This window comes from Streptomyces sp. B6B3, assembly GCF_039871525.1.
GTDB lineage: Bacteria > Actinomycetota > Actinomycetes > Streptomycetales > Streptomycetaceae > Streptomyces.
This window is the reverse complement of record NZ_JBDPLU010000011.1, coordinates 143306-163731: the sequence shown is the minus strand read 5'-3', so window position 1 is coordinate 163731 and position 20426 is coordinate 143306. Positions and strand designations below refer to the sequence as shown.

The 20426-nt window shown below is 74.4% G+C and carries 20 protein-coding genes; 7 read left to right on the top strand and 13 right to left on the bottom strand.

Annotation, left to right across the window (positions count from 1 at the left end; all coding sequences use genetic code 11):
- Positions 1–114: 114 nt before the first annotated feature.
- On the top strand, positions 115–300 hold the full coding sequence (locus ABGB06_RS22955; protein ID WP_347592348.1) for a hypothetical protein: 186 nt from the start codon (positions 115–117) through the stop codon (positions 298–300).
- A 120-nt stretch (positions 301–420) separates the two neighbouring features.
- On the opposite strand, the gene ABGB06_RS22950 is transcribed toward ABGB06_RS22955, so the two are convergent.
- From ABGB06_RS22950 to ABGB06_RS22940, 3 genes are all read right to left on the bottom strand, one after another.
- A complete protein-coding gene (locus tag ABGB06_RS22950) occupies positions 421–1674 on the bottom strand; it encodes a GNAT family N-acetyltransferase (protein ID WP_347592347.1) in 1254 nt (417 codons plus the stop codon).
- A gap of 159 nt (positions 1675–1833) precedes the next feature.
- Positions 1834–2943 carry an asparaginase gene (locus ABGB06_RS22945; protein WP_347592346.1) on the bottom strand — a complete coding sequence of 370 codons (1110 nt, stop codon included), beginning with the start codon at positions 2941–2943 and terminating at the stop codon, positions 1834–1836.
- Positions 2944–2984: 41 nt separating this feature from the next.
- Positions 2985–3542, bottom strand: a complete 558-nt coding sequence (locus ABGB06_RS22940; protein ID WP_347592344.1) for an ABC transporter substrate-binding protein — start codon at positions 3540–3542, stop codon at positions 2985–2987.
- 207 nt (positions 3543–3749) lie between these two features.
- Here ABGB06_RS22940 and dtd point away from each other — a divergent pair, with 207 nt between their 5' ends.
- Entirely contained in the window at positions 3750–4175 is a 426-nt protein-coding gene (gene dtd / locus ABGB06_RS22935) for a D-aminoacyl-tRNA deacylase (protein ID WP_347592342.1), read from the top strand.
- A gap of 29 nt (positions 4176–4204) precedes the next feature.
- On the opposite strand, the gene ABGB06_RS22930 is transcribed toward dtd, so the two are convergent.
- Positions 4205–4831, bottom strand: coding sequence for a TetR/AcrR family transcriptional regulator (locus ABGB06_RS22930; protein ID WP_347592340.1), 627 nt, complete (start codon positions 4829–4831; stop codon positions 4205–4207).
- A gap of 123 nt (positions 4832–4954) precedes the next feature.
- Between ABGB06_RS22930 and ABGB06_RS22925 the strand changes: the two genes are divergently transcribed.
- On the top strand, positions 4955–5989 hold the full coding sequence (locus ABGB06_RS22925) for an aldo/keto reductase (RefSeq protein ID WP_347592533.1): 1035 nt from the start codon (positions 4955–4957) through the stop codon (positions 5987–5989).
- A 22-nt stretch (positions 5990–6011) separates the two neighbouring features.
- Here ABGB06_RS22925 and ABGB06_RS22920 read toward each other — a convergent pair whose 3' ends face one another.
- The 3 genes from ABGB06_RS22920 to ABGB06_RS22910 all read right to left on the bottom strand — a co-directional run bounded on the left by ABGB06_RS22920 (position 6012) and on the right by ABGB06_RS22910 (position 9680).
- Entirely contained in the window at positions 6012–7250 is a 1239-nt protein-coding gene (locus tag ABGB06_RS22920; protein ID WP_347592338.1) for an endonuclease/exonuclease/phosphatase family protein, read from the bottom strand.
- A 96-nt stretch (positions 7251–7346) separates the two neighbouring features.
- Positions 7347–8618 (bottom strand): phospholipase D-like domain-containing protein, encoded by a 1272-nt coding sequence (locus ABGB06_RS22915; RefSeq protein WP_347592336.1) that lies wholly within the window; start codon positions 8616–8618, stop codon positions 7347–7349.
- 63 nt (positions 8619–8681) lie between these two features.
- Positions 8682–9680: a hypothetical protein gene (locus ABGB06_RS22910; protein ID WP_347592334.1), complete on the bottom strand. Its 999-nt coding sequence runs from the start codon at positions 9678–9680 to the stop codon at positions 8682–8684.
- A gap of 215 nt (positions 9681–9895) precedes the next feature.
- On the opposite strand from ABGB06_RS22910, the gene ABGB06_RS22905 reads away from it, so the two are divergent.
- Together ABGB06_RS22905 and ABGB06_RS22900 are read left to right on the top strand one after the other, a co-directional pair.
- Entirely contained in the window at positions 9896–10648 is a 753-nt protein-coding gene (locus tag ABGB06_RS22905; protein WP_347592332.1) for a PIG-L family deacetylase, read from the top strand.
- Complete coding sequence (locus ABGB06_RS22900; protein ID WP_347592330.1) at positions 10641–11240, top strand: AAA family ATPase; 600 nt, start codon at positions 10641–10643, stop codon at positions 11238–11240. The genes ABGB06_RS22905 and ABGB06_RS22900 overlap by 8 nt, the downstream gene beginning before the upstream one ends.
- Before the next feature lie 224 nt (positions 11241–11464).
- Here the strand turns inward: ABGB06_RS22900 and ABGB06_RS22895 are convergent, their stop codons facing one another.
- Positions 11465–12487, bottom strand: coding sequence for a glycine cleavage T C-terminal barrel domain-containing protein (locus ABGB06_RS22895; protein ID WP_347592328.1), 1023 nt, complete (start codon positions 12485–12487; stop codon positions 11465–11467).
- 174 nt (positions 12488–12661) lie between these two features.
- On the opposite strand from ABGB06_RS22895, the gene lanL reads away from it, so the two are divergent.
- Both lanL and ABGB06_RS22885 read left to right on the top strand, forming a co-directional pair.
- Positions 12662–15535, top strand: a complete 2874-nt coding sequence (gene lanL, locus ABGB06_RS22890) for a class IV lanthionine synthetase LanL (RefSeq protein ID WP_347592326.1) — start codon at positions 12662–12664, stop codon at positions 15533–15535.
- Positions 15532–15672 (top strand): hypothetical protein, encoded by a 141-nt coding sequence (locus ABGB06_RS22885; protein ID WP_347592324.1) that lies wholly within the window; start codon positions 15532–15534, stop codon positions 15670–15672. Before lanL ends, ABGB06_RS22885 begins: the two co-directional genes overlap by 4 nt.
- 91 nt (positions 15673–15763) lie before the next feature.
- Here the strand turns inward: ABGB06_RS22885 and ABGB06_RS22880 are convergent, their stop codons facing one another.
- The 5 genes from ABGB06_RS22880 to ABGB06_RS22860 form a co-directional block, all read right to left on the bottom strand.
- On the bottom strand, positions 15764–16225 hold the full coding sequence (locus ABGB06_RS22880) for a Fur family transcriptional regulator (RefSeq protein WP_347592322.1): 462 nt from the start codon (positions 16223–16225) through the stop codon (positions 15764–15766).
- 101 nt (positions 16226–16326) lie between these two features.
- Positions 16327–17448 (bottom strand): ABC transporter permease, encoded by a 1122-nt coding sequence (locus ABGB06_RS22875; RefSeq protein WP_347592531.1) that lies wholly within the window; start codon positions 17446–17448, stop codon positions 16327–16329.
- A gap of 446 nt (positions 17449–17894) precedes the next feature.
- Positions 17895–18659: an ABC transporter ATP-binding protein gene (locus ABGB06_RS22870; protein WP_347592320.1), complete on the bottom strand. Its 765-nt coding sequence runs from the start codon at positions 18657–18659 to the stop codon at positions 17895–17897.
- Positions 18656–19777: a peptidoglycan-binding protein gene (locus tag ABGB06_RS22865; protein ID WP_347592318.1), complete on the bottom strand. Its 1122-nt coding sequence runs from the start codon at positions 19775–19777 to the stop codon at positions 18656–18658. Before ABGB06_RS22865 ends, ABGB06_RS22870 begins: the two co-directional genes overlap by 4 nt.
- Positions 19774–20304 carry a hypothetical protein gene (locus tag ABGB06_RS22860; RefSeq protein WP_347592316.1) on the bottom strand — a complete coding sequence of 177 codons (531 nt, stop codon included), beginning with the start codon at positions 20302–20304 and terminating at the stop codon, positions 19774–19776. Before ABGB06_RS22860 ends, ABGB06_RS22865 begins: the two co-directional genes overlap by 4 nt.
- Positions 20305–20426: the final 122 nt, after the last annotated feature.

Sequence of the window (20426 nt, the reverse complement as noted above, 5' to 3'; positions counted from 1 at the left end):
CGTAGCCAACTGGGGATGACCGTCATATAGTTGGTGAACAACTTGGCCAACTACGAGGAAGTTCTAAAAGTTGACCGAGGCGCCACAGCGAGAGGGGAGAGGAGGAGAAGGACCATGCTGGTTTCCACGATCGTCATCGCCGCCCTGGGCATCACGGTGGAGCGAGCGGTGGAAATCCAGTTCGGGCTGCCGGGCCTCATAGGCCTGCTGATCCTGCGCATCGGCATGCGCAAGCGCAACACCAGTTGCACCTGCGTGGGGGCTACGGTGCTGGTGATGCTTGCGCTCAGCGTCATCTGACGCCGAGCGCACTGCGGAGAAGCGAGAACAGCTGACGGAGCTGAGCACCCCTGACTGGGGCTGACAGGGCGAACAGCGGAGAACGGCGGGAGAACAGCGCGGAACGGGCGGAACCAGGGCCTAGAACATGTCGGGGCACCACGGTCGGCGCCCGGTGTGCAGCAGCAGGTCGGCGCGGGCGATCGCGCCGGCGGTCTCCTCGTCCAGCGCACCGAGTGCCGCCAACCGTGCGGCGGAGACGTCGCCAAGGTAGAGCCGACCGAGCATGCCGGTGTCCAGCGTGAGATCGGCGCTCCGGGTGGAGGTCGGCGTACAACTCGCGCCCTCGGGGGAGGCGGCCAGCAGGTAGCGGCCGCCGGCCAGACCCAGTGGATCGCGCACCTCGAGCACCAACTCCCCGGCGGCGGCGTAGCCCCGGGCGGACAGCATCCGGGGCACGTCCAGCGGACGCAGCCAGAGGAAGTCCGCCTGGTCGGTCAACGCCGCCGCCCGGGGATTCGGCAACAGCTCGGGCAGCAGGTCGTCGGGGGCCCGGCGGCCTGACCGGACGGCGGTCACCCAGTCGATGGAGCACAGGAAACACCACAGCGCCCGCTCGGCGGCGGGGCCGGTCGCCACGAGGTCGTGCACCGTCGCGGTGCCGGCCGGCTGGTGGTGCTCCCAGGCCCCGTCCGAGGTGAACATCGCCAGGCCCTGCGGGACGCCGTCCGCGTCCCGGTAGAGCACGTGGAACCCCTCCTCCGTCCCCGGGGCGTTCGGGGGGATGCGCGTCGCGCCCGTCGCCTGCTCCCACCACAGCGTGTTGCGGTCGATCACGCCGGGCCGCAGCCGCCGGAACCGGTCGTGCAGTTCGGGCCCCACCTTGCGCGCCTCGGCGCCGTCCACGAACTCCAGACTGCCCTCCTCGGGTGCCGCCCAGCGCGGGTCCAGACCGGTCCGGGGGATGTCCACCCGCCACTGGCTGAACGAGGTGGCGGCCCCGAACCCGTACCGCGAGTAGATCCGGTACTCGGCGGCCAGCAGCGTGGACACCACGTCGCCGCGCTCCCTGGCCTCGGTGAGGTCGGCGGTGATCAGCCGGGTGAGCAGCCCGCGCCGGCGGTGCGTCGCCGCGACCGACACGTTGGCCACCGCGTTCGACGGCAGCAGCGCCCCGCCGACCGCGGTCACCTCCTGGTCGAAGCTGCGGTAGTTGGCGACGCAGCGGTCACCCTCGAAGATCCCCCGGGCGCGCCGCAGGTCCACCTTGGCGCGGCGCAGCTCCAACTCCTCCTCGGAGAGGTCGGGCGGGCGCAGGAACCCGATGGCGGAGCCGCGGAGCCACGCCTCGGTGGCCGCGGGATCGTCGGAGACGAGACGCATCTGCAAGACCATGACCAGAGGCTAACCACGGGCCGTGACGAGGGGCCAGAGATTTTCCCTTTTATTCCTGCGGAACACCGCATGCTGTCACGCTCGGTCAGATCAGGGCCAGCGCGTGGCCGGAATAGGACCCCGTTCGGTCGCCGCCCGCGCGCGGTCAGGTCGGGCCGATCAGATCGTGGCCCGGACCTCGCCGACCCGGGCGGCGCCGCCGCCGGGACCGGCGGCCGGAGAAGCGCCGGAACTGCCCCCGTACACCGGAACGTCGGCGAGCGGCGCGAGCGCCGCGGGCGCCACGCCCAGGGCGGTCAACGCCGCCGCCACCACCGGCCCCCTGGCCCGTGCCGAGCCGTCCTCCAGCTTGAACGCCACGGCCCGCCCGTCCGGCAGGGCCACCGCCTGCACGCCCTCCGCGCCGGCCTTGGACAGCGCGCCGGGCACGGCCCGCATCAGCAGCGTGTCCGGCTGCCCGGTGCCGGCCACGTACTCCGGGTGCGCGCGCATCGCGTCGGCCACCCGGCGCGCCGGGCTGCCGGGCGCCGCCCGTACCAGCCCACGGAAGGCGCGCGCGAGCCCGGTCAACGAGAACCCGAGGAGGGGCGCGCCGCAGCCGTCCACGCCGATGTGCGCCACCGGCTCGCCGGTGGCCGCCTCGACGGTCGCCAGGACGAGCCGCTGGAACGGATGCCCGGGGTCGGTGTAGCCCGCGGTGGGCCAGCCGCCGGCGACGCAGGCGGCCAGCATGCCGGCGTGCTTCCCTGAGCAGTTCATCGCGATCCGGGTGCGGCCCCGGCCCGACGCGAGCTGCGCCTCCAGCGTCGCGCCGTCCAGGGGCAGCGCCGGCGGGCACACCAGGTCCTCCTCGCCGAGCCCGTGCGCGGCCAGCACCTCGGCCACCAGACCCTGGTGGAACGGCTCCCCGCTGTGGCTCGCCGAGGCCAGCGCCAGCCGCTCGTCGGCGAGCCGCGCGCCGGCCGCGAGCATCGCGGCGGCCTGCATCGGCTTGTTGCTGGAGCGCGGGAAGACCGGCGAGACGACGTCGCCCAGCGCGCGTTCCACCGAGCCGTCCGGGCCCAGCACCACGAGCGAGCCGCGGTGCCGGCTCTCCACGAAGCCGGAGCGCACCACCTCCGCGAGCACCGGCGGCGCCGCGCCCGGCGTCTCCCGGGCCTCGGCGGGCGTCTCGGCGGGCGTCTCGGTGGTGATCTCGGTGGTGATCTGGGTGGTGATCTGGGTGGGCCCGCCGGTCTCGGGCGTCGGGGGTATCCGCGCGTCTGGCATGGGTGGTGCCTCTTCCGTTCGCTGCCCGGCAGGGCCGTCGGTCAGGTCAGCAGGTCGTCGACCTGGGCCTCGCCCTCACGGTACCGGCGGGCGATCTCCGTGCCGCAGCCGTCCGCCGTCCGGTGCAGCGCCTGCCGGCTGCGGGAGACCTGCGCCTCGTAGCGCGCCAGCCGGGCCAGCGCGGCGCGCAACTCGTCGTCGTCCAGCGCGGTGAGGTCCGACAGCTCGACCTTGGCGAGCATCTCCTCGCCCAGCCGCCGGTACTCCTCGCTCACCGGCGGCCGGAGGGTCACGTGGCGGGCCGAGGAACGGCGCCGCGAGGGCCCGTCGGCGAGGATGAGCGGCAGTTGGTCGAGCAGTCCGGCGTCCGGCGCGGCCCGCCGGCGCCGCTCGGCCTCCAGGATGTCGATGCGTCCCTGGAGCAGTCGCCGCAGGTAGCTGAGGTCGGCCTCCTCGCGCTGCGCGGACTGGTGCAACGCGCGCAGCTCCGGCAGGCTCAGTGACCGGAGCTCGGGCCCCGACGCGTCGGTCGGTGGCGTGTCCCCGCGACGAGCGCCGACGCGGGCGGGCGTGCCTGGGCCGGAACTCGGTGTGATCATGCGGTTTTTGTCCCCTCATCCCCTGATCGATGGCCGTTCAGCACGGTTCGCGCGCTTCGGCCGGATTCTGAGTCGTGGCCAGGTACGTACCCCGTGCCACGCATCGTGTCACTGCGCGATGGGGGCGCGCAGCGGCTTCGCCCCCATCCGGCGGCCCGCCGGCTCCCGCCTCCCGGGCTGGGCAAACGTTCCGGCATGATGGCCGGCATGCGAGCGGTGGTGCAGCGGGTGGACGGCGCGGCCGTCACGGTCGGGGGCGAAACGGTCGGGGAGATCGTGGGCCAAGGCTTGTGTGTGCTGGTAGGGGCCACGCACACCGACACGGAGGAGACCGCCGCCCGGCTGGCGCGCAAGCTGTGGTCCCTGCGGGTGCTGGAGGGTGAGAAGTCGTGCTCGGACGTGGGCGCGCCGCTCCTCGTCGTCTCGCAGTTCACTCTCTACGGTGACGCCCGCAAGGGTCGCCGGCCCACCTGGAACGCCGCGGCCCCCGGCGAGATCGCCGAACCGCTCGTGGAGGCGGTGTGCCGGCACCTGCGCGCGCTGGGGGCACGCGTCGAGACGGGGCGCTTCGGCGCCAGCATGCGGGTGAGCCTCACCAACGACGGCCCGTTCACGGTGCTGCTGGAGGTCTGACCTGGCGCCGGCGACCCCGGCGACGGGTTTCACGCCGCGGGGTCGCCGTCCCGCACGTACGCGCCCGCGCGGGCCGCGGCCACCGCGGCCGCGGCGGCGCGGTCGGCGGCCGCTTCGTCCAGCGGGTCGCCGCTGACCAGTAGTCGGTAGTAGAGCGGCGCCGAGACGGCCCTGACCACCTCGTGCGGATCGGTGCCCGCGGGCAGTTCGCCGCGCTCCACGGCCTCCGTCACGCACGGCGCCCACTCCCGGATGCGGACGTCGTAGAAGCGGCGCAGCGCCTCGGCGGTGCGGTCGTCGCAGGTGGCCGCGGCGATCACCGCCAGGAACAGCGGTCCCTGGCGCCGGTCGGTCAGGGTGCGCTGGACGAGCCGGGCGTTCTCCCCGAGGTCGCCGAGCAGCGTTCCGGTCCTGGCGCGGGGCAGGGACTGCTCCGCCATGTCGTCGAGCAGGTCCGCGACCAGCTGCGTCGTGGTGCCCCACCGGCGGTAGACGGTGGTCCTGCCGACCTCGGCGCGGCGCGCGACGTCGGCCAGGTCGAGCCCGCCGAACCCCCGTTCGGCCAGCGCGTCGCCGGCCGCCCGCAGCACGGCCGCCCGCACCCGAGCGGTGCGCCCGCCGGGCCGCGTCATCCCGTAAGGGGACTCTGGTTCCATTAACGGCTCCTCCTCATGCTACGCTCGCCATCATCTTAACGGAACATCCGTACCGTTAGTGGTCTTCCTGGGGAGACCGGAAGCGGCACCGGAAGAAGCAGAAGGGGACCCCTCATGGAACAGATGGAGTACCGCAGGCTGGGCGCCTCCGGCCTCCGCGTGCCGGCGCTGAGCTTCGGCGCCGGCACCTTCGGCGGCCGCGGCCCGCTCTTCGGGGCCTGGGGGAACACGGACGCGGCCGAGGCGCGCCGCCTGGTGGACGTCTGCCTGGACGCCGGGGTGACGCTCTTCGACACCGCGGACGTCTACTCGGACGGCGCCTCCGAGGAGGTGCTGGGCCAGGCGATCAGGGGCCGTCGGGACCGGGTGCTGCTGTCCACGAAGGCGGGCCTGCCGACCGGCGAGGGACCGGGCGACGCCGGCACCTCGCGGGCCCGGCTGATCGCCGCGACCGAGGCCGCGCTGCGCCGGCTCGGCACCGACCGCATCGACCTCTTCCAACTGCACGCCTTCGACGCGGGCACCCCGGTCGAGGAGGCGCTGGCCACCCTCGACGACCTGGTGCGGGCGGGGAAGATCCGTTACGTCGGCGTCTCCAACTTCGCCGGCTGGCAGCTGATGAAGTCGCTGGCCGTCGCCGAGCGCTACGGCCACCCGCGGTACGTCGCGCACCAGGTGTACTACTCGCTGGTCGGCCGGGACTACGAGTGGGAGCTGATGCCGCTCGGCCTGGACCAGGGCGTCGGCGCGCTCGTCTGGAGCCCCCTGGGCTGGGGCCGGCTCACCGGCCGGCTGGGGCGCGGGCGCCCGGCCCCGGCCGGCAGCCGGCTGCGCCGGACCGCCGACTTCGGACCGCCCGTCGCCGACGAGGACCTGTTCCGGGTGACCGACGCCCTGGCGGAGATCGCCGCCGAGACCGGCCGGACCGTGCCGCAGATCGCGCTCAACTGGCTGCTGCGGCGGCCCACCGTGTCCTCCGTCATCGTCGGCGCCAGGAACGAGGAGCAGCTCCGGCAGAACCTCGGCGCCGTCGGCTGGTCGCTGACCGACGAGCAGGCCGCCCGGCTCGACGCGGCCAGCGCCCGCACGCCGCCGTACCCGTACTTCCCCTACGCCCGCCAGGAGGGTTTCGCCCGGCTGAACCCGGCCGCGGTCTGACGCCGCGGCCGGGGCCGGCCGGTCACCAGTCGCGCTGCCGGCAGTCCTTCTCCTCGCCGCCCGCGTACAGGCAGACCCGCACGCTGGGTGGCTGGGACAGGGTGCCGGCCGGCACCGTGAAGGTGCCGCACTGGTCGGCGTAGGCCGGGTCCGCGCCGGTGACCGCCAGGTCGCCGCCGGCCCCGTCGCGGAGGTAGGCGCGCACGCCCCAGCCGTCCGGCTTGTTGTCGCAGACCCGGAGCGTGGCGCCGCCGTCGTCGAAGGCGGAGAGGTGCGCCCAGCCGGCGAGCCCTTCGGCGCCGGCCAGCACGGACCCGGTCTCCACGGGCGTCGCGTCCGGGATGGCGAGGTCGACGACGACCGGCAGATGGTCGGACGCGCCGGTCCGCACGGTGTGCGCCGCGGTGACGTCGAATCCCGAGGTGGCGTAGACGTAGTCGATGCGCGCGTCCTCGGTGTCGCCCGGGTACGTGATCGCGTCCTCGCCGATGTTCGGCGCCACCTCGGTCCAGGCGTCGTACCAGCCCTCCCCGGCGGTCCAGAACCGGATCTCGTCGTCGGGCCGGAGGTTGAAGTCGCCGGTGAGGAGCATCGGCGTGGTCAGCAGCGAGGCCGGCAGCTTGTCCAGCGCGTTCCGCGCCTGCTCCTGCCGGCGGTCCACGGACGGTTCGCTGAGCCCCGGGGACAGGTGCGTGGTGTAGACCCGCACGTCGGTGCCGCCGACGTCGATCCGCGCGCCGCCCATGCTGCGGCGCACCGGCGAGGCCGCGGTGTCCAGCGGGCAGTCGCGGTCGGCCGGGCTGGCCGCGTCGTACGGCGGCAGCGGGTGGGTGAGCCGCTCCTCGATCGGGAACCGGCTGAGGATCAGGTTCCCGGCCACGCCGCCGTAGGCGTTCCGGTCGCTGCAGGCGAAGTGCGCGTCCCAGCCCGGAAGCGCGTCCAGCAGCAGCTGCCACTGGTTCTCCCCGCCGACGTCGGTGTTGTCGTGCAGCTCCTGGAGGGTCACGACGTCGGGGTCCTCCGCCTGGATCACCTCGATGATCCGGTCGAAGTCGATGACCCCGTCGGTGCCCTGGCCGCCCTGCACGTTCCAGTCGAGCACCCGCAGCGGCGTCGCCAGCGCCGCCGGCCCGGATGCCGCCGCCCGGGGCGCCGCCGCCGATGTCGGCGCCGCACCGCCCGCGTCGCCCGCTCCCGCCGCCAGCACCGCCAGCGTGCCCGCCAGCGCGGTCAGCAACGCCCTGCCCCGCCTGCCTGCCATGGGTTCCCCTTACCGCCTCGTGTCCTGGTGCTGCGTCCGGTCAACTCGTCGGTACCGACGGCAGCGTGGGGCAGGGCGCCGTGCCGGTCAAGGGCGTCAGGCGGCCCCGCACGAATCACGCAGGTCGTAGAACCACGCCAGGTAGGTGTCGTGGAAGTCCCGTCCGATGATGCGCAGTTGCGAGTCGTCGGAGTTCTCGAGGGTGGTGAGGTTGGCGCTGCCCGTGTAGACCCGGGGGTCGAAGTCGTCGCCGTACCAGCCGTCGGTCAGCATGACCTTGGCGTGCGGGCGCACCTGGTGGCCGGCCGCCACCTCGTGGGTGCACGGCGTGAGCTGCAGGGACTTGCCGTTGCTCGCGGTGTTGTCGAGCACGCCGAGCACCTCGGACTCGATGCCGCTGGAGGCGTACACGACGTCGATCCAGCAGTTCTCGCCGCGCAGCCTGATGAGCTCCTCGGCGACCTGCTGCCGGTTCTTGGTCCACGAGGAGATGACCAGCCGGATGTCCGTCTGGCGCGTGGTGCCCGTCTCGTCCTGGTACGAGCAGTCGATGTCGCGCAGCACGTTGACGATCGGATCACCCGTGTCCCGGTCCCGCGGGTAGAACAGGCCCTTGTAGGCGCCGCCGGTCTCCGAGGCCCAGAAGTAGTCGGGGTCGACGCCGGTCTTCCGGCCGGCGTTCAGGTCGGCGAAGTAGGTGCGGTAGTCGTCGTAGATCGCCGCGTCGGTGAGGGTGAAGGCGTCGTTGTAGGAGTTGAAGAGGTACCAGTCCGTCAGGTTCGACGAGCTCTGATAGACGACGTCCTGGTAGCTCGACCCGTCGGCGAACTCGACGGCGGAGAACGTCGCGAACTTGTTGTGCGAGTAGTTGTTCGCGATGCAGCCGCGGTCCGTGCCGCACCGCACCACCCACGAGGCGGCGGAGTCGGAGTCGCCCAGCGCGGCGTCGAGGCGCTCGTGCACCGGCTCGTTCTTCGACGTGGAGTCCAGGATGATCCGCACGTCCACCCCGCGGTCGTGGGCCGCGAGCAGGCTGTTCACCACCTGCTGCGGCACGCCGCTCGCGCCGTCCACGAACTCGAACATGGCGAACTCGATCAGCTCGCCGGACGGCGTCGCGTCGATCAGGCCGATCAACTGGTCGAAGACGGCGCGCTGGGCCGCCGTCGGCGCGCCGCTCGCCGGCCCGGCGGACGGATCGTTGAACACGGCGCCGTTCATTACGGGTTGGGCGAGCGTCTCCGGTTGGGCGGCCGGGGCCCGGTCGGGGGTGTCCCCGGCCGCGGGCCGGCCCGCGGCCAGGCCGGCGAGGAGCAGGCAGAGCGCGAGCAGCACGGGCGGCAGCGCCCTTCGTGCGGTCGTCGTCACGGGCGGACTCCGTTCGAAGTGGGGGTGTGGGGTGGTTCGTTCGGAGTGGTGCGAGGGCTTCGGTCAGCCGAGGATCCGGAAGACGCCGATGTCGTCGGCGAGCGCGCCCTCGGACGTGGTCTGGTTCAGCGACGCCTCCACGCCCACCCAGCCGTGGAAGTCGCCGTTGTCGTCGATCACCTGGATCATCGGCTTGACGTGCGAGTTGCCGGTGTAGCACCACTCGTCGCGGCCGTCGGCCAGCGCCCGCACCCAGTGCCACAGCGTGTCCCTGCGGTGCCCGGTGGGCTCCCTTGCCGGCGCCACGTAGTACTGGCTCGGGTTGGCGGACTCGGCGCCGAGGCACTGCCCGCCGTCGCAGACGTTCCAGTCCTGGATCCAGAACGGGTTGCCGTCGCCGTGGTCGATGTACGGCTCCGACTGCTCGGTCGTGGTCTTCCAGAGGTCGTAGCGGTGCACGAGCGCGGAGTGGTCGAGGGCCGCGATCTCGGACATCGGCACCCGGGCGCTCCAGGCGGCGTTGCTGCCGTTGCCGTAGCCGTGGGTGGCGCCGAAGTTGTTGTCGCCCAGCTCCGTGGTGACCAGCGCGCCGTCGGCGGACGGGGTCAGCGTCCACTCCTCGTACAGGCCGCCGTCCCAGGTGATCCGGACGGTGTCGCCGGTCACGGTGTACTCGCCGTGCAGCGTTTCGGAGGCGCCGGTCGACTGGTAGCCGTTCGCGGTCTGCACGACGCAGTCGCGCGAGGTGCACCCGGCGGCCTGGATGCCGATGGACGAGCGGGTGACCCGCTCCCGTTGGGTCCAGTGCCAGTGCTGCTCGCTGACCGTGCCGTCGGTGGCGAAGGTGTACTGGCCGAGCCTCCCCCAGTTCTGCGTGGACGTGGTCCGCAGGCCGCCCACCGCCATGGCGTAGTTGGCCTTGCCGAGGGGGAGTTCCGCGGCGCTCGCGGCCGGGACGGCGCCCGGCGCCAGCGGCATCAGCAGCAGGGCGGCCAGCAGCGGAACGAGGATTCGGAGGGAAGGCGGAAGCGACCGGAACGAGCAGACGTGCAACAAACGCATGCTTCCTCCCGCGAGTTGCAAAGAAAAGGCGCGCCGAACCTACGGCGTGCGCCGGCGTGGCGCAACGGTGCCGAACGCTCCGCCTTGTTCCCGACACCCGCGCGTGGCTGGTTGTTCAACCGGCGCTCGTGCAGGTCCACGCGCCGCTCCGGCCAGCCGCCGCTCGACCCAGTTGACTATTCCTTGACTCTCGTGCGAGAACGAAGGGCGTGACGGTGACCGACATGAGTCTGCTGTGCGTGCACGCGCATCCGGACGACGAGGCGTTGTGGACGGGCGGGTTGCTGGCCAGGTCCGCGGAGGCCGGCGGCCGGACCGGGGTGGTGACCTGCACCTGGGCCGAGGGCACCCGGCGGGCCGCCGAGCTGGAGCGATCGCTGGACATCCTCGGCGCGGGGAAGCCGCGGCTGCTCGGCTACGCGGACGCCCGGGTGCCGGAGTCGGCGCCCGGCAGCCCGCGGTTCTGCGACGCGCCGTTGGAGGAGTCGGTCGGCCGGCTGGTCGCGCACCTCAGGGAGTTCCGCCCGGACGCGGTGATCACCTATGACGGGTACGGCGGTTACGGCCATCCCGATCACGTGCACGCGCACCGGGTGACGCTGGCCGCGGTGGAGGCGGCCGGGTACGCGCAGCTCTACCCCGAGGCGGGCGCGCCCTGGCGGCCGCGCGCGCTGTACCTGGCGACCGTGCCCCGCTCCGCCGTGCTGGCGCTGTGGCCGCAGGTCTTCGGCGGGCAGCCGGATCCGGACCAGCCGCTGCCCGGCGTGCCGGACGCGGAGATCAGCACCACGGTGGACGTGCGGAGGTGGCACGAGCGCAAGTGGGCGGCGTTCGCGGCCCACGAGTCCGAGGCCGAACGCGGTGCCGGACCCGCGGTGTTCGCGTCGCTGCCGGAGGAGACCAGACAACGGCTGCTCGGCACCGAGTGGTACATCCGCAGGGGGCATGCTGACGAGCTGCTTGCGTGACCTCAGAGGCACCGCTGCCGGCCCTCCGGTGCCGCCACCGGTGCTGCGCTTCCCCGCCGGCCATCGGGTGGTGATATCCGGGCTGCCGGGCAGCGGCAAGTCCACCCTGATGCGGCGGACCACGGCCAAGGAGGGCGTGTTAACGCTGCTCGACTCCCAGGAGGTGCGGGACGGCTTCGCCCGCCGGCTGCCGCGCTGGCTGCCGTACGCCGCCTACCGCCCCGCCGTGCGGTTCGCCCACTACGCGCGGCTGCGGCGGGCGCTGCGCTCGACCGCCGGGGTGCTGCTGCACGACTCGGGTCGGACCGGGGTGGTGCGCCGCTGGCTGGCCAGGGACGCCAGGCGCCGCGGACTGGGTTACCACCTGGTGTTGCTGGACGTGCCGGCGGCGACCGCGCTGGCCGGGCAGACGGAGCGCGGGCGTGGGGTGTCCCGGTACGCCTTCGGCCGGCACCAGCGGGCGCTGGTGCTGCTGCTCGGCGAGGTGGCCGCCGGCCGACTGCCGGCCGGCTGCGCCTCCGTCACCCTGCTCGACCGGGACGCGGCCGAGGCGCTCGGCGAGATCGTCTTCGGCGGGGAACCGCCCGACTGAAGGCGGTCAGCCGGGCGGCGTCGAGGAGTCGACGGGCCCGATTTCCGGAACTTTTCGGCGAACTTCCAAACGCTACGGGCAGGCTAAAAGGACGCCATGAGCACGTCAAGAGCGCTCTCGTCGGTCCCGTCGTCACGACCGGCGGATCCCGTGGCTGACCGGCCCAGACGGGCCACCAGATTCTTCCGGAAGTTCTCCGAAATCTTTCCGGACCGCCGGGTCCGCTACGGGGCGACCACGATCTCCTGAGCCGCCACCGTCTGACCGGCGAGCAGGTCGGCGTCCGCCGGCACGTTGCGCTTCACCAACGCCAGGGCGATCGGCCCGAGCTCGTGGTGCCGGGCGGCCGTGGTGACGAAGCCGAGCTGCCGGCCCTCGGCGCCGTCCGCGGCGAGCCTGACCGGCTCGCCGTGCTCGGGCAGCCGCACCTCGCTGCCGTCCAGGTGCAGGAACACCAGCCGGCGCGGCGGCCGGCCCAGGTTGTGCACCCGGGCCACCGTCTCCTGCCCGCGGTAGCACCCCTTGTGCAGGTGCACGGCGGTGTCCAGCCAGCCCAGCTCGTGCGGGATGGTGCGGTGGTCGGTCTCCCGGCCCAGGCGCGGGCGGCGCGCCTCGACCCGCAGCGCCTCCAGCGCCAGCACCCCGGCGGGGGGCCCGGCCGTCGCCGCGAACGCGGGCAGCTCGGCGCGGGCCAGGAAGGCGTCCCGGCCGTACGGCGTCTCCAGCACGCCTGTGCCGGGCGGCAGCTCGGTGATGGCGCCCGCCGGCAGGTGCACCACGGCGACGTCGGCCGTGCGGTCGGCGACCTCGACGCGGTAGAAGAACCGCATCGACTCCAGGTATCCGATGAGCGGCCCGGCCTGGCCCGGCTCGGTGTGCAGCCACGTCGTCTCGCCGTCGTCGACCAGATGGACGGCGTGCTCGATATGCCCCTTGGCGGAGAGGACCAGCGCCTCGGTGGCCTGCCCGGGCGGCAGCTCCGAGACGTGCTGGGTGAGCAGCAGGTGCAGCCAGGACAGCCGGTCCTGGCCGGTGACGGTGACCACGTCGCGGTGCGACAGGTCCACGAAGCCCTCGCCGCGGGCCAGTGCCCGCTGCTCCCGGAACAGCTCGCCGTAGTGTGCGGCGACGCCCGCGTCCGGTGCCTCGGCGGCGACGGCGCCGGGCAGGAGGTCGAGCAGCGGGCTCACGTAACCGCCGGACGTGCTGTCGGCGGAGCTGCTGGTGTCGCTGGTGTGCGCGGCCATGCGGTCCAGCGTACGTCGGGACCCGGACGGGTCCGATGTCGGTGGGTTTCGGCCGGTGGCGCGCGCCCGACGGGAGGTAGTACGTTCGCGTCGGCCCAGCCCACGCGGCGCCGCCACCTGCCGCGATCCAGATGTCCGGGTGCGTTTGCTCCACTCCTCCACAACGGATCGGCGATGAACCTGCCCAGCGTGTTCGGCACCTGGCGGCGCGACTCCGGGCCGCCCTCGCTCGACGACGACTCCGACCTGATGACGGTGCTCCGCCGGAAGCTCACCGAATGCGACGCGGAGTCCGCCGCCGTGTCGTTCGACGCGATGTGGTGCCACGTGCGTCCCAAGGGCGCCCAGCACCCGGACCAGGGCTGGAAGCTCCACGTGTCCGCCACCGCCGAGGCCGCGCCCGGCACGCTCGAACGCGTCGTCGACGTGCTCCTGCGGGCCTGCTGCGCCTTCAAGTTCGCGAGCACCCTGGACCGGCTGCGCACCCTCAACGCGGCCCACTACCCCCGCGCCGGCGCCGGGAAGTTCGTCACCGTCTACCCCTCGGACGACGCCGAGTTCACGCGGCTGGCCGGGCTGCTGCACGAGGCGACCCTGGGGCGTGCGGGACCGGCCGTCCTGTCCGACCGGCCGTTCGCCGAACGGTCCGTGGTGCACTACCGGTACGGCGGTTTCTCCCCGGCGCGGGTGCTCACCAACGACGGCGAGTACGTCGGCGCGCTCAGCGTCGCGGAATCGTCGGCGGAGTCGGCGGAGTCGGCGGAGTCGGCGGCGTCGGGACATCTCGTCCCGGACGAGCGCAATCCCTGGTTCTCGCCGCCGAGCTGGGCGCGCGATCCCCTGGAGCGGCGGACCGGGCCGGCCACCACCGACGCCGCGCGACCGGCGACCGGGCGGGGCGCGGCCGAGGTCCTGCTCGGCGGCCGGTTCGTCGCCACGGCCGCGATCCGGCAGTCCAACCGGGGCGGCGTCTACCAGGCGTCCGACCGACGCACCGGACACGACGTCGTGGTCAAACAGGCCCGCCGGCACGTGCTGGGGAACTCGGGCACCGACGCCCAGGCGGCGCTGCGACACGAGGCACGGGTGCTCGGCGAGCTCCGCCCCCTGGGGCACACCCCGGCCGTGCTCGCCCTGTTCGAGCAGGGAGACGACCTCTTCCTCGCCCAGCAGCGGATGGCGGGGGTCGTGCTGCGGCGCTGGGTACGGGAGCGCGCGGGCTCCATCGGCCGCACCACCCGGGCCGAACCGGGCGTGCCGCTCGGCGAGGCCCGCGCCGTGCTGGCCCGGCTGGTGGCCCTGCTGCGCGACGTGCACGCCACCGGCTGGGTGTTACGCGACCTGTCGCCCAACAACGTGCTGGTCGAACCCGACGGCATACCGCGCCTCGTCGACCTGGAGTTCGCGGGACGCTCCGGCGGCACGGGCCCGCCGGGCGGCACCCCGGGATACGCGGCGCCGGAGCAGCTCGCCGCCGGGCACGTCTCCCGCGAGGCCGACCTGTTCAGCCTCGGCGGCATCGCGTTCATGCTGGTCACCGGCGTCGACCCGGTGTTCCCACCGGACGCGCCGGTGGCGCGCACCGACGCGGACAAGCGGGCGGCGTGGCTCACCGAGGCGGCCCGCCACGGCGCCGCCGCGGCCGCGCTGGCCGCGCTGGTCACGGGCCTCACCGCCACCGAACCCGGCCGGCGCTGGACCCTCGACCGGGCTGAGGCGTTCCTCGGGGAGACCGCGGCCACGCCGCCGACACGAGCCGCACAGCCGGCACGACCGGCACGACCGGCACAGCCGGCACCGGTGGCGGCGCACCGGCACCAGGACGCGGAACCGGCGCGGTGGTCGGACGCCCTCGCCGACCGCCTGCTGGCGGACGGCCTCGCCCATCTGTGCGCGGAGTTCGACCCGGCGAACCCGGCGACGCAGGGGCTGTGGCCCCGGGCGTGCAGCACCGGGTCGACGGACCCGGCCAACGTGCAGCACGGAGCGGCCGGGGTGCTGAGCGTGCTGGTGCGCGCCCACGGACGCGTCCCGGAACCGCGCCTCACCGAGGTGATCGCGTCGGCGACCGGGTGGCTGCGCCGGCACGTACGGACGGAGCGCACGGTGCTGCCCGGGCTGTACTTCGGACGGTCCGGCACCGCGTGGGCGATGTTCGAGGCCGCCGAACTGCTCGGCGATGCCCGACTCGCCGACGACGCCGTCGCCCTGGCCCTCCGCACCCCGCTGCGCTGGGGCAATCCGGACGTCGCGCACGGGGTGGCGGGCAACGGCCTGGCCCAGCTGCACCTCTGGCGACGGACCGGCGACGCCGCCTTCGCGACCCGCTACCTGGCGTGCGCCGAGGAGCTGGCGGACCGGGCGGTGCGCTCCGGCGGGGCCGTGCACTGGCCGATCCCCGCCGACCTCGACTCGCGGCTGGCCGGCCTCACCCACCTCGGCTTCGCGCACGGCAGCGCCGGAATCGCCGCCTTCCTGCTGGAGGCCGGCCTCGACGGTGGACGGGAGGACTGGCTGGCGCTGGCCGCCGAGACCAGCCGCTACCTGGTGTCCGTTGCGGTCGGCGACACCCCGGAGGCCGCGCTGTGGCCGACGTCGGCGGACGAGGACAACCCCATGGAGCACTGGTGCAGCGGCTCGACCGGCGTCGGCCGCCTGCTGCTGCGGCACTGGGAGGTCAGCGGCGACGCCGCCGCGCTCGACCTCGCCGCCCGGGCCGGCGAGGCGGCCTACCGCCGCCGCTGGCAGGCCGCCCCGGTGCAGTGCCACGGCCTGGCGGGAAACGGCGAGTACCTGCTCGACCTGGCCGCGGCCACCGGCGACGCGCGGCACCGGCGGGCCGCCGAGGAGGTGGCCTGGACGGCCTCCCTGCGCTCCGCCACCCGGGCCGGCCGCACCGTCACCCCCGACGAGACCATGGCCGGCTTCGGCGCCGAGTACGGCGTGGGCCTGGCGGGACAGCTCGACTTCCTGCTGCGCCTGCGCCACGGACTGGACCGGCAGTGGTCGGTTCCGATCGATTCCCCTCGGAGAAAGGAACGCACATGAGCGAGAGCACCCTCGACCTCCAGCTGCTGCCGGAGCTGGAGCCCGCGGTGGACGGCGCCCACATGGCGGTGTCCTGCAACGTGACCTGCCCGTGGGACACCAGCGACTCGATCCCCAGCATGTGCTGCGCCGACTGACCCACGCGGCGCGGAGCCACGACAACGACGGCGTGCGCCCGGACCGCCCGGGCGCACCCCGTTCCGTCCGGCCCGTCCGGCGAGCGGCGGCTCAGGAGTGACCCGGGACGCCCTCGGTGTCGGCGGTGTCCGCGGCGCCGGCGGCGCACTCGCGGCAGCGGCCGTAGATCGCGAAATGCTTCAGGTCGGTGTCGAAGCCGAACGTCTCGCGCAGCCGGGCCGCGAACGGCTCGGCCACGTCCACGTCGGCCTCCAGCACCTTCTCGCAGTCCCGACACATCAGGTGCAGGTGGTGGTGGCGCTCCGCCAGGTGGTACGTGGGCGCGCCGTGGCCGAGGTGGGTGTGCGAGACGAGGCCCAGCTCCTGCAGCAGGTCGAGCGTGCGGTACACCGTCGAGATGTTCACCCCGCCCGCGGTGCGGCGCACCTCGGCGAGCACCGCGTCGGGCGTGGCGTGACCCAGCTTGTCCACAGCCTCAAGCACCAGCTGACGCTGAGGAGTCAGCCGGTAGCCACGGTTGCGCAGATCGGTCTGCCAGTCGGTGCTTACCACACACACAGTGTAGGCGGGCCGCCGGGGACACGGACCCCGTCCGAGGGGAGTGGCGGGGTCCGTGCCGTTGGGAGGCGGCTCCCATCCTGGAGGTCGGGGCGTCAAGCCGCCGTAAGTGCCTCCGTGGGCGACAGCCGGGCGGCGCGCACGGCGGGATAGAAACCCGCCAGCGCCCCGATCGCCGCGGTGGCGCCCAGACCGCCGCCCATCGCCCAGCCGGGCACCATCGTCGGCCAGCCCTGGACGGCCGCGTAGCCGCTGGTCACGCCGATGCCGAGGAGCACGCCGCCGGCGCCGCCGAGCGCGGACAGCAGCAGCGACTCCAGCAGGAACTGCAGGCGGATCTGGCTGCGGGTGGCGCCCAGCGAGCGGCGCAACCCGATCTCGGCGCGGCGCTCCAGCACCGAGATCACCATGGTGTTGGCCACACCGACGCCGCCGACCAGCAGGGCGACCGCGCCGAGCCCGAGCAGCAGCGCGCCCAGCGTGGCGTCCGCCGCCTCCTGCGCCTGGAGCGCGTCGGACGGGCGGGAGACCACGACCTCGTTCGGCGCCGCCGGATTGGCCGTCGGCGCCAGCACCGCCTGCACGTCGGTGACCGAGGGCTCCTCGGCGCGGGCGTAGATCGTGGTCGGATAGCCGTCGAAGCCCAGCAGCTGCTCGGCCACGTCCCAGCCGACCAGCGCGGCGTTGTCCAGTTCGGGGGCCAGCGGGGTGGTGGCGAGGATGCCGACCACCGTGAACCAGCCCTCGCCCAGCCACACCTGGGTGTCCGGGCCCGGCTCGTGCACCCCGAGCCCGGCGGCGGCGTCCGGGCCCAGCACCACGGTGGGGTAGCCGGCGGTGGCCGCGTTCAGCCACTCGCCCTCGGCCGGCGCCACGCCGACGGTGCCGGGCAGGCCGAGCTGGGCGGCGTAGACGCCGATGCCGCCGGTCTCCGTCTCCGGCACCCGGTCGGTGCGGAACACGTGGGTGTCGCCCAGCAGCGCGGTGGCGCTGGCGGACTCCACGGGCGAGATCCGCCCGATCATCTCCAACGCCTCGTCCGGCAGGTGCGCCTCGCCGCCGCCGATGGTCTCGCCGGGGGCGACGGTCAGCAGGTTGGTGCCCAGCGCGTCCAGCTGGCGGTTCAGGTCCTCCCGGCTGGACGTCGAGATGCCGACCACCGCGATCATGGCCGCGATGCCGATGGCGATGCCCAGCGCGGACAGGAACACCCGCATCGGCCGGGCCCGCAGCCCCGAGGCCCCGACCCGCACCGCGTCCCCGGGCCGCAACGCGTGCGCCTTCGGCGGCGCGGACCGGCCCGGAGCCGCGCGCCGCGCCCGGCGCCGCCCCGGCGCGGCGGCGCGGCGGCGCGCCCCGCCCGCCGCGCCCCGGCCCCGCGGCCCGTCCCCTTCCGGCCCGGCCGGCCCGCCAGCCGGACGGGCCCCGCGGTCGTCCCGCGGCTCCGCCGCCATGGGGCCGGCTGGCCCGGCGGCCGGGACTTCGGCCCGCGGAGTCGCACCGTGAGAAGCCGGGCTGTCGCCGGCGGCGCCCGGTTCGGGCGCCGGCGTTCCGGCCGGCGGGGCGTCGTCCTCGGCCGCCTGGCCATCCCGGTGCTGGCCGCCGGGTGCGGCCGCGGGGTCTGGCGCGGCACCGCGCCGGAGGCGCCTGCGGGGGTGGGGCGTCACGACGCGCCTCCCGACCGCTCGCCGGCCCCGACGGCCGTCGGGGCCGGCGCCGCCGAGTCCTCGATGATGCGGCCGTCGCGTAGCCGGACCTGGCGGGGGAGCGCGGCGGCGATGTCCTGGTCGTGGGTGATCACGACCACGGTCGTGCCGGCCGCGTTCAGCTCGTGCAGCAGCCGCATCACCGAGGCGCCGGAGACCGAGTCCAGCGCGCCGGTCGGCTCGTCGGCCAGCAGCAGCGCGGGGTCGCCCAGCACCGCGCGGGCGATCGCGGCGCGTTGCTTCTCGCCGCCCGACAGCTCGTGCGGCCGGTGCCCGAGGCGGTGCCCCAGGCCGACCCGGCGCAGCGCTGCCTCGGCCAGCCGACGCCGCTCCGCGCGGGTGGTGCCGCCGTACAGCAGTCCGTCCGCGACGCTGTCCCGCACCGGGACGCCGGCGGCCAGGTGGAACTGCTGGAAGACGAAGCCGATGGTGGTCGCGCGGACCGCGGACAGCTGCTTGTCGGTCAGCTCGGCCACCTCCCATCCGTCGATCCGGACCGTGCCGGAGGTGGGCCGGTCGAGCGTGCCCATCACGTTCAGCAGCGTGGACTTCCCGGAGCCCGAGGGGCCGACGACAGCCAGCAGCTCGCCGCGCTGGACGGTGAGCGCGGCGTCGGTCAGCGCGGTGACGGCGCCGTAGGAGCGGCCGACGCCGTGCAGTTCGAGCACGGGGAACGCGTCGGTCGTCGATGCGGTCGTCGCGTCGGTCGTCGGGGCGGTCACTCGGGCACCCCCACGACCGTGCCGGCCTCGATGCCGGGCCCCGACACCTCGACCAGGCCGCCGGCGAACATGCCGGTCTCCACCGGGACGTACTCGGTGCCGCCGCCCTCGACGACCTCCAGGCCGTAGCCGCCCTCGCGCAGCGCGACCAGCGCGTTGACCGGAACGGCCAGCACGTCCTCGCGCTCCTCGGCCGCCAGCCGGACCGTGACCGGGGCGGCCTGGTAGTCGCCGAGCGCCTGCTGGTCGGCCACGGAGAGGGTGAGCGGGATGGTGACGGGGGCGGCCTCGCCGCCCTGGGTCGCGTCCTGACCGGTCTCCTCCGCGGTGGCGGCGCCGATCTCGGCGATCACCGCGTCCAGCCGGGTGCCGTCGGGCAGCTCCACCTCGGCCTCCGCGTCCTGGGCCACCAGATGCTCCAGTTCGGCGTCGAGGTCCACGTGGATCCGCCGCTGGGTGCCGGTGACGTCGAGCACCGGACCGGTGGCCGGCGCGCCGGGCGCGATGTGCGCCTGCTGCACCCGCACCGCGCCGTCGGTGACCGCCACCTCCGCCGGGCTCACCGTGCCGGTGGCGACCCGCCCGACGTCCTCCTGCCAGTCCCACACGGCCTCCGCCGTGGCGTCGGTGTACTCGTCGTCCGCGGTGAAGCCGGAGTAGCCGAGCTCGACGAGGTTGTGCTCCAGCAGCTCCACGTCCGTGCCCTCGGCGCCCGGCTCCAGCGTGCGGTAGAACGGCTGCTCGCCGTAGAGCAGGGTCACCGGCCGGGCGTTGACGGTGTAGAGCGGCTCGCCGCGTTTCACCGTGCTGCCGGGGGCCGGCAGCCAGGTGACGGTGCCGCCGCCGGCGCCCGCGGAGTCCCCGGTGGCGTCCGGCTCCGCGGGCGCCGTGGGCGCCTCGACGGTGACCGGGTCGCCGTAGCCGAGCGATCCGGTCACCTCCTCGGTCTGGGTGAGGGTGGTGGTCTGCACCTCCGCGGTGGCGGGTGGCCCCTCCGGCGTCTCGGTGGCCGCGCCGGCGTCGCCGCCGCCGACCCCGCCGAAGCCCTCGGTGGCGAACCCGGCGACGCCGACCGCGGCGATCGCGGCGATCGCGGCCAGGACGACGCGGGTCCTCACTGGCTCCCCCTGCCCATCGAGCCGAGCTCGTCCTGGCAGACCTCCATGGCGTCCTCCGTCGCCGGGTCGTTCAGGTCGAGCGCGTCCGGGCCGAAGCCCTCGGGCCCCGGATCCGGCACGTCGACGCCCTCGGCCCGCATGCACTCGGCGAAGCTCTGCATCGCCGCCAGCTGCTCCTCGGTGGGCTCCTCCTGATCGCTGTACTGCTCGGGCGCCAGGTCGCGGCACGCCTCGAAGCCCTCCATCACCGCCTCGCGGCCCTCCTCGGCGACCACGTCCTCGAACGCGATGGCCCCGGTCTCCGGGTCGGGGTCCGGCACCTCGAGGCCGTTCTCGCGCAGGCAGTCGGCGAACAGCTCGCCCTGCGCCACCGGATCCTCCGCCTCGGCGGACGGATCGGCCGCCTCGCCGCCGTCGACCGACGCCACCTCGTTGCCGCCGTCCGAACCGCCGCAGGCGGTCAGCGTCGCCAGCCCGAGGGCCAGCGGGAGCGCGAGCGCCAGGGCGTGCGCGCGGGTAACCGACATGCGCCGGTGGCGCGTTCTGTTCGCTCCGGTCGCGGGCGCCGGGATGCACGAAGTCGTTGTCCTCATGCCGGGGATGCTGCTGCCCCGACCTCCGGATTCCGTGCATGCCACCTCAAGGGCAG

What these genes read in the sequence shown, in the direction of transcription:
- ABGB06_RS22955 (WP_347592348.1), top strand. Translation starts at nt 115, where the DNA reads ATGCTGGTTTCCACGATCGTCATCGCCGCCCTGGGCATCACGGTGGAG.
- ABGB06_RS22950 (WP_347592347.1), bottom strand. Translation starts at nt 1,674, where the DNA reads ATGGTCTTGCAGATGCGTCTCGTCTCCGACGATCCCGCGGCCACCGAG.
- ABGB06_RS22945 (WP_347592346.1), bottom strand. Translation starts at nt 2,943, where the DNA reads ATGCCAGACGCGCGGATACCCCCGACGCCCGAGACCGGCGGGCCCACC.
- ABGB06_RS22940 (WP_347592344.1), bottom strand. Translation starts at nt 3,542, where the DNA reads ATGATCACACCGAGTTCCGGCCCAGGCACGCCCGCCCGCGTCGGCGCT.
- dtd (WP_347592342.1), top strand. Translation starts at nt 3,750, where the DNA reads ATGCGAGCGGTGGTGCAGCGGGTGGACGGCGCGGCCGTCACGGTCGGG.
- ABGB06_RS22930 (WP_347592340.1), bottom strand. Translation starts at nt 4,831, where the DNA reads ATGGAACCAGAGTCCCCTTACGGGATGACGCGGCCCGGCGGGCGCACC.
- ABGB06_RS22925 (WP_347592533.1), top strand. Translation starts at nt 4,955, where the DNA reads ATGGAGTACCGCAGGCTGGGCGCCTCCGGCCTCCGCGTGCCGGCGCTG.
- ABGB06_RS22920 (WP_347592338.1), bottom strand. Translation starts at nt 7,250, where the DNA reads ATGGCAGGCAGGCGGGGCAGGGCGTTGCTGACCGCGCTGGCGGGCACG.
- ABGB06_RS22910 (WP_347592334.1), bottom strand. Translation starts at nt 9,680, where the DNA reads ATGCGTTTGTTGCACGTCTGCTCGTTCCGGTCGCTTCCGCCTTCCCTC.
- ABGB06_RS22895 (WP_347592328.1), bottom strand. Translation starts at nt 12,487, where the DNA reads ATGGCCGCGCACACCAGCGACACCAGCAGCTCCGCCGACAGCACGTCC.
- lanL (WP_347592326.1), top strand. Translation starts at nt 12,662, where the DNA reads ATGAACCTGCCCAGCGTGTTCGGCACCTGGCGGCGCGACTCCGGGCCG.
- ABGB06_RS22885 (WP_347592324.1), top strand. Translation starts at nt 15,532, where the DNA reads ATGAGCGAGAGCACCCTCGACCTCCAGCTGCTGCCGGAGCTGGAGCCC.
- ABGB06_RS22875 (WP_347592531.1), bottom strand. Translation starts at nt 17,448, where the DNA reads ATGCGGGTGTTCCTGTCCGCGCTGGGCATCGCCATCGGCATCGCGGCC.
- ABGB06_RS22860 (WP_347592316.1), bottom strand. Translation starts at nt 20,304, where the DNA reads ATGTCGGTTACCCGCGCGCACGCCCTGGCGCTCGCGCTCCCGCTGGCC.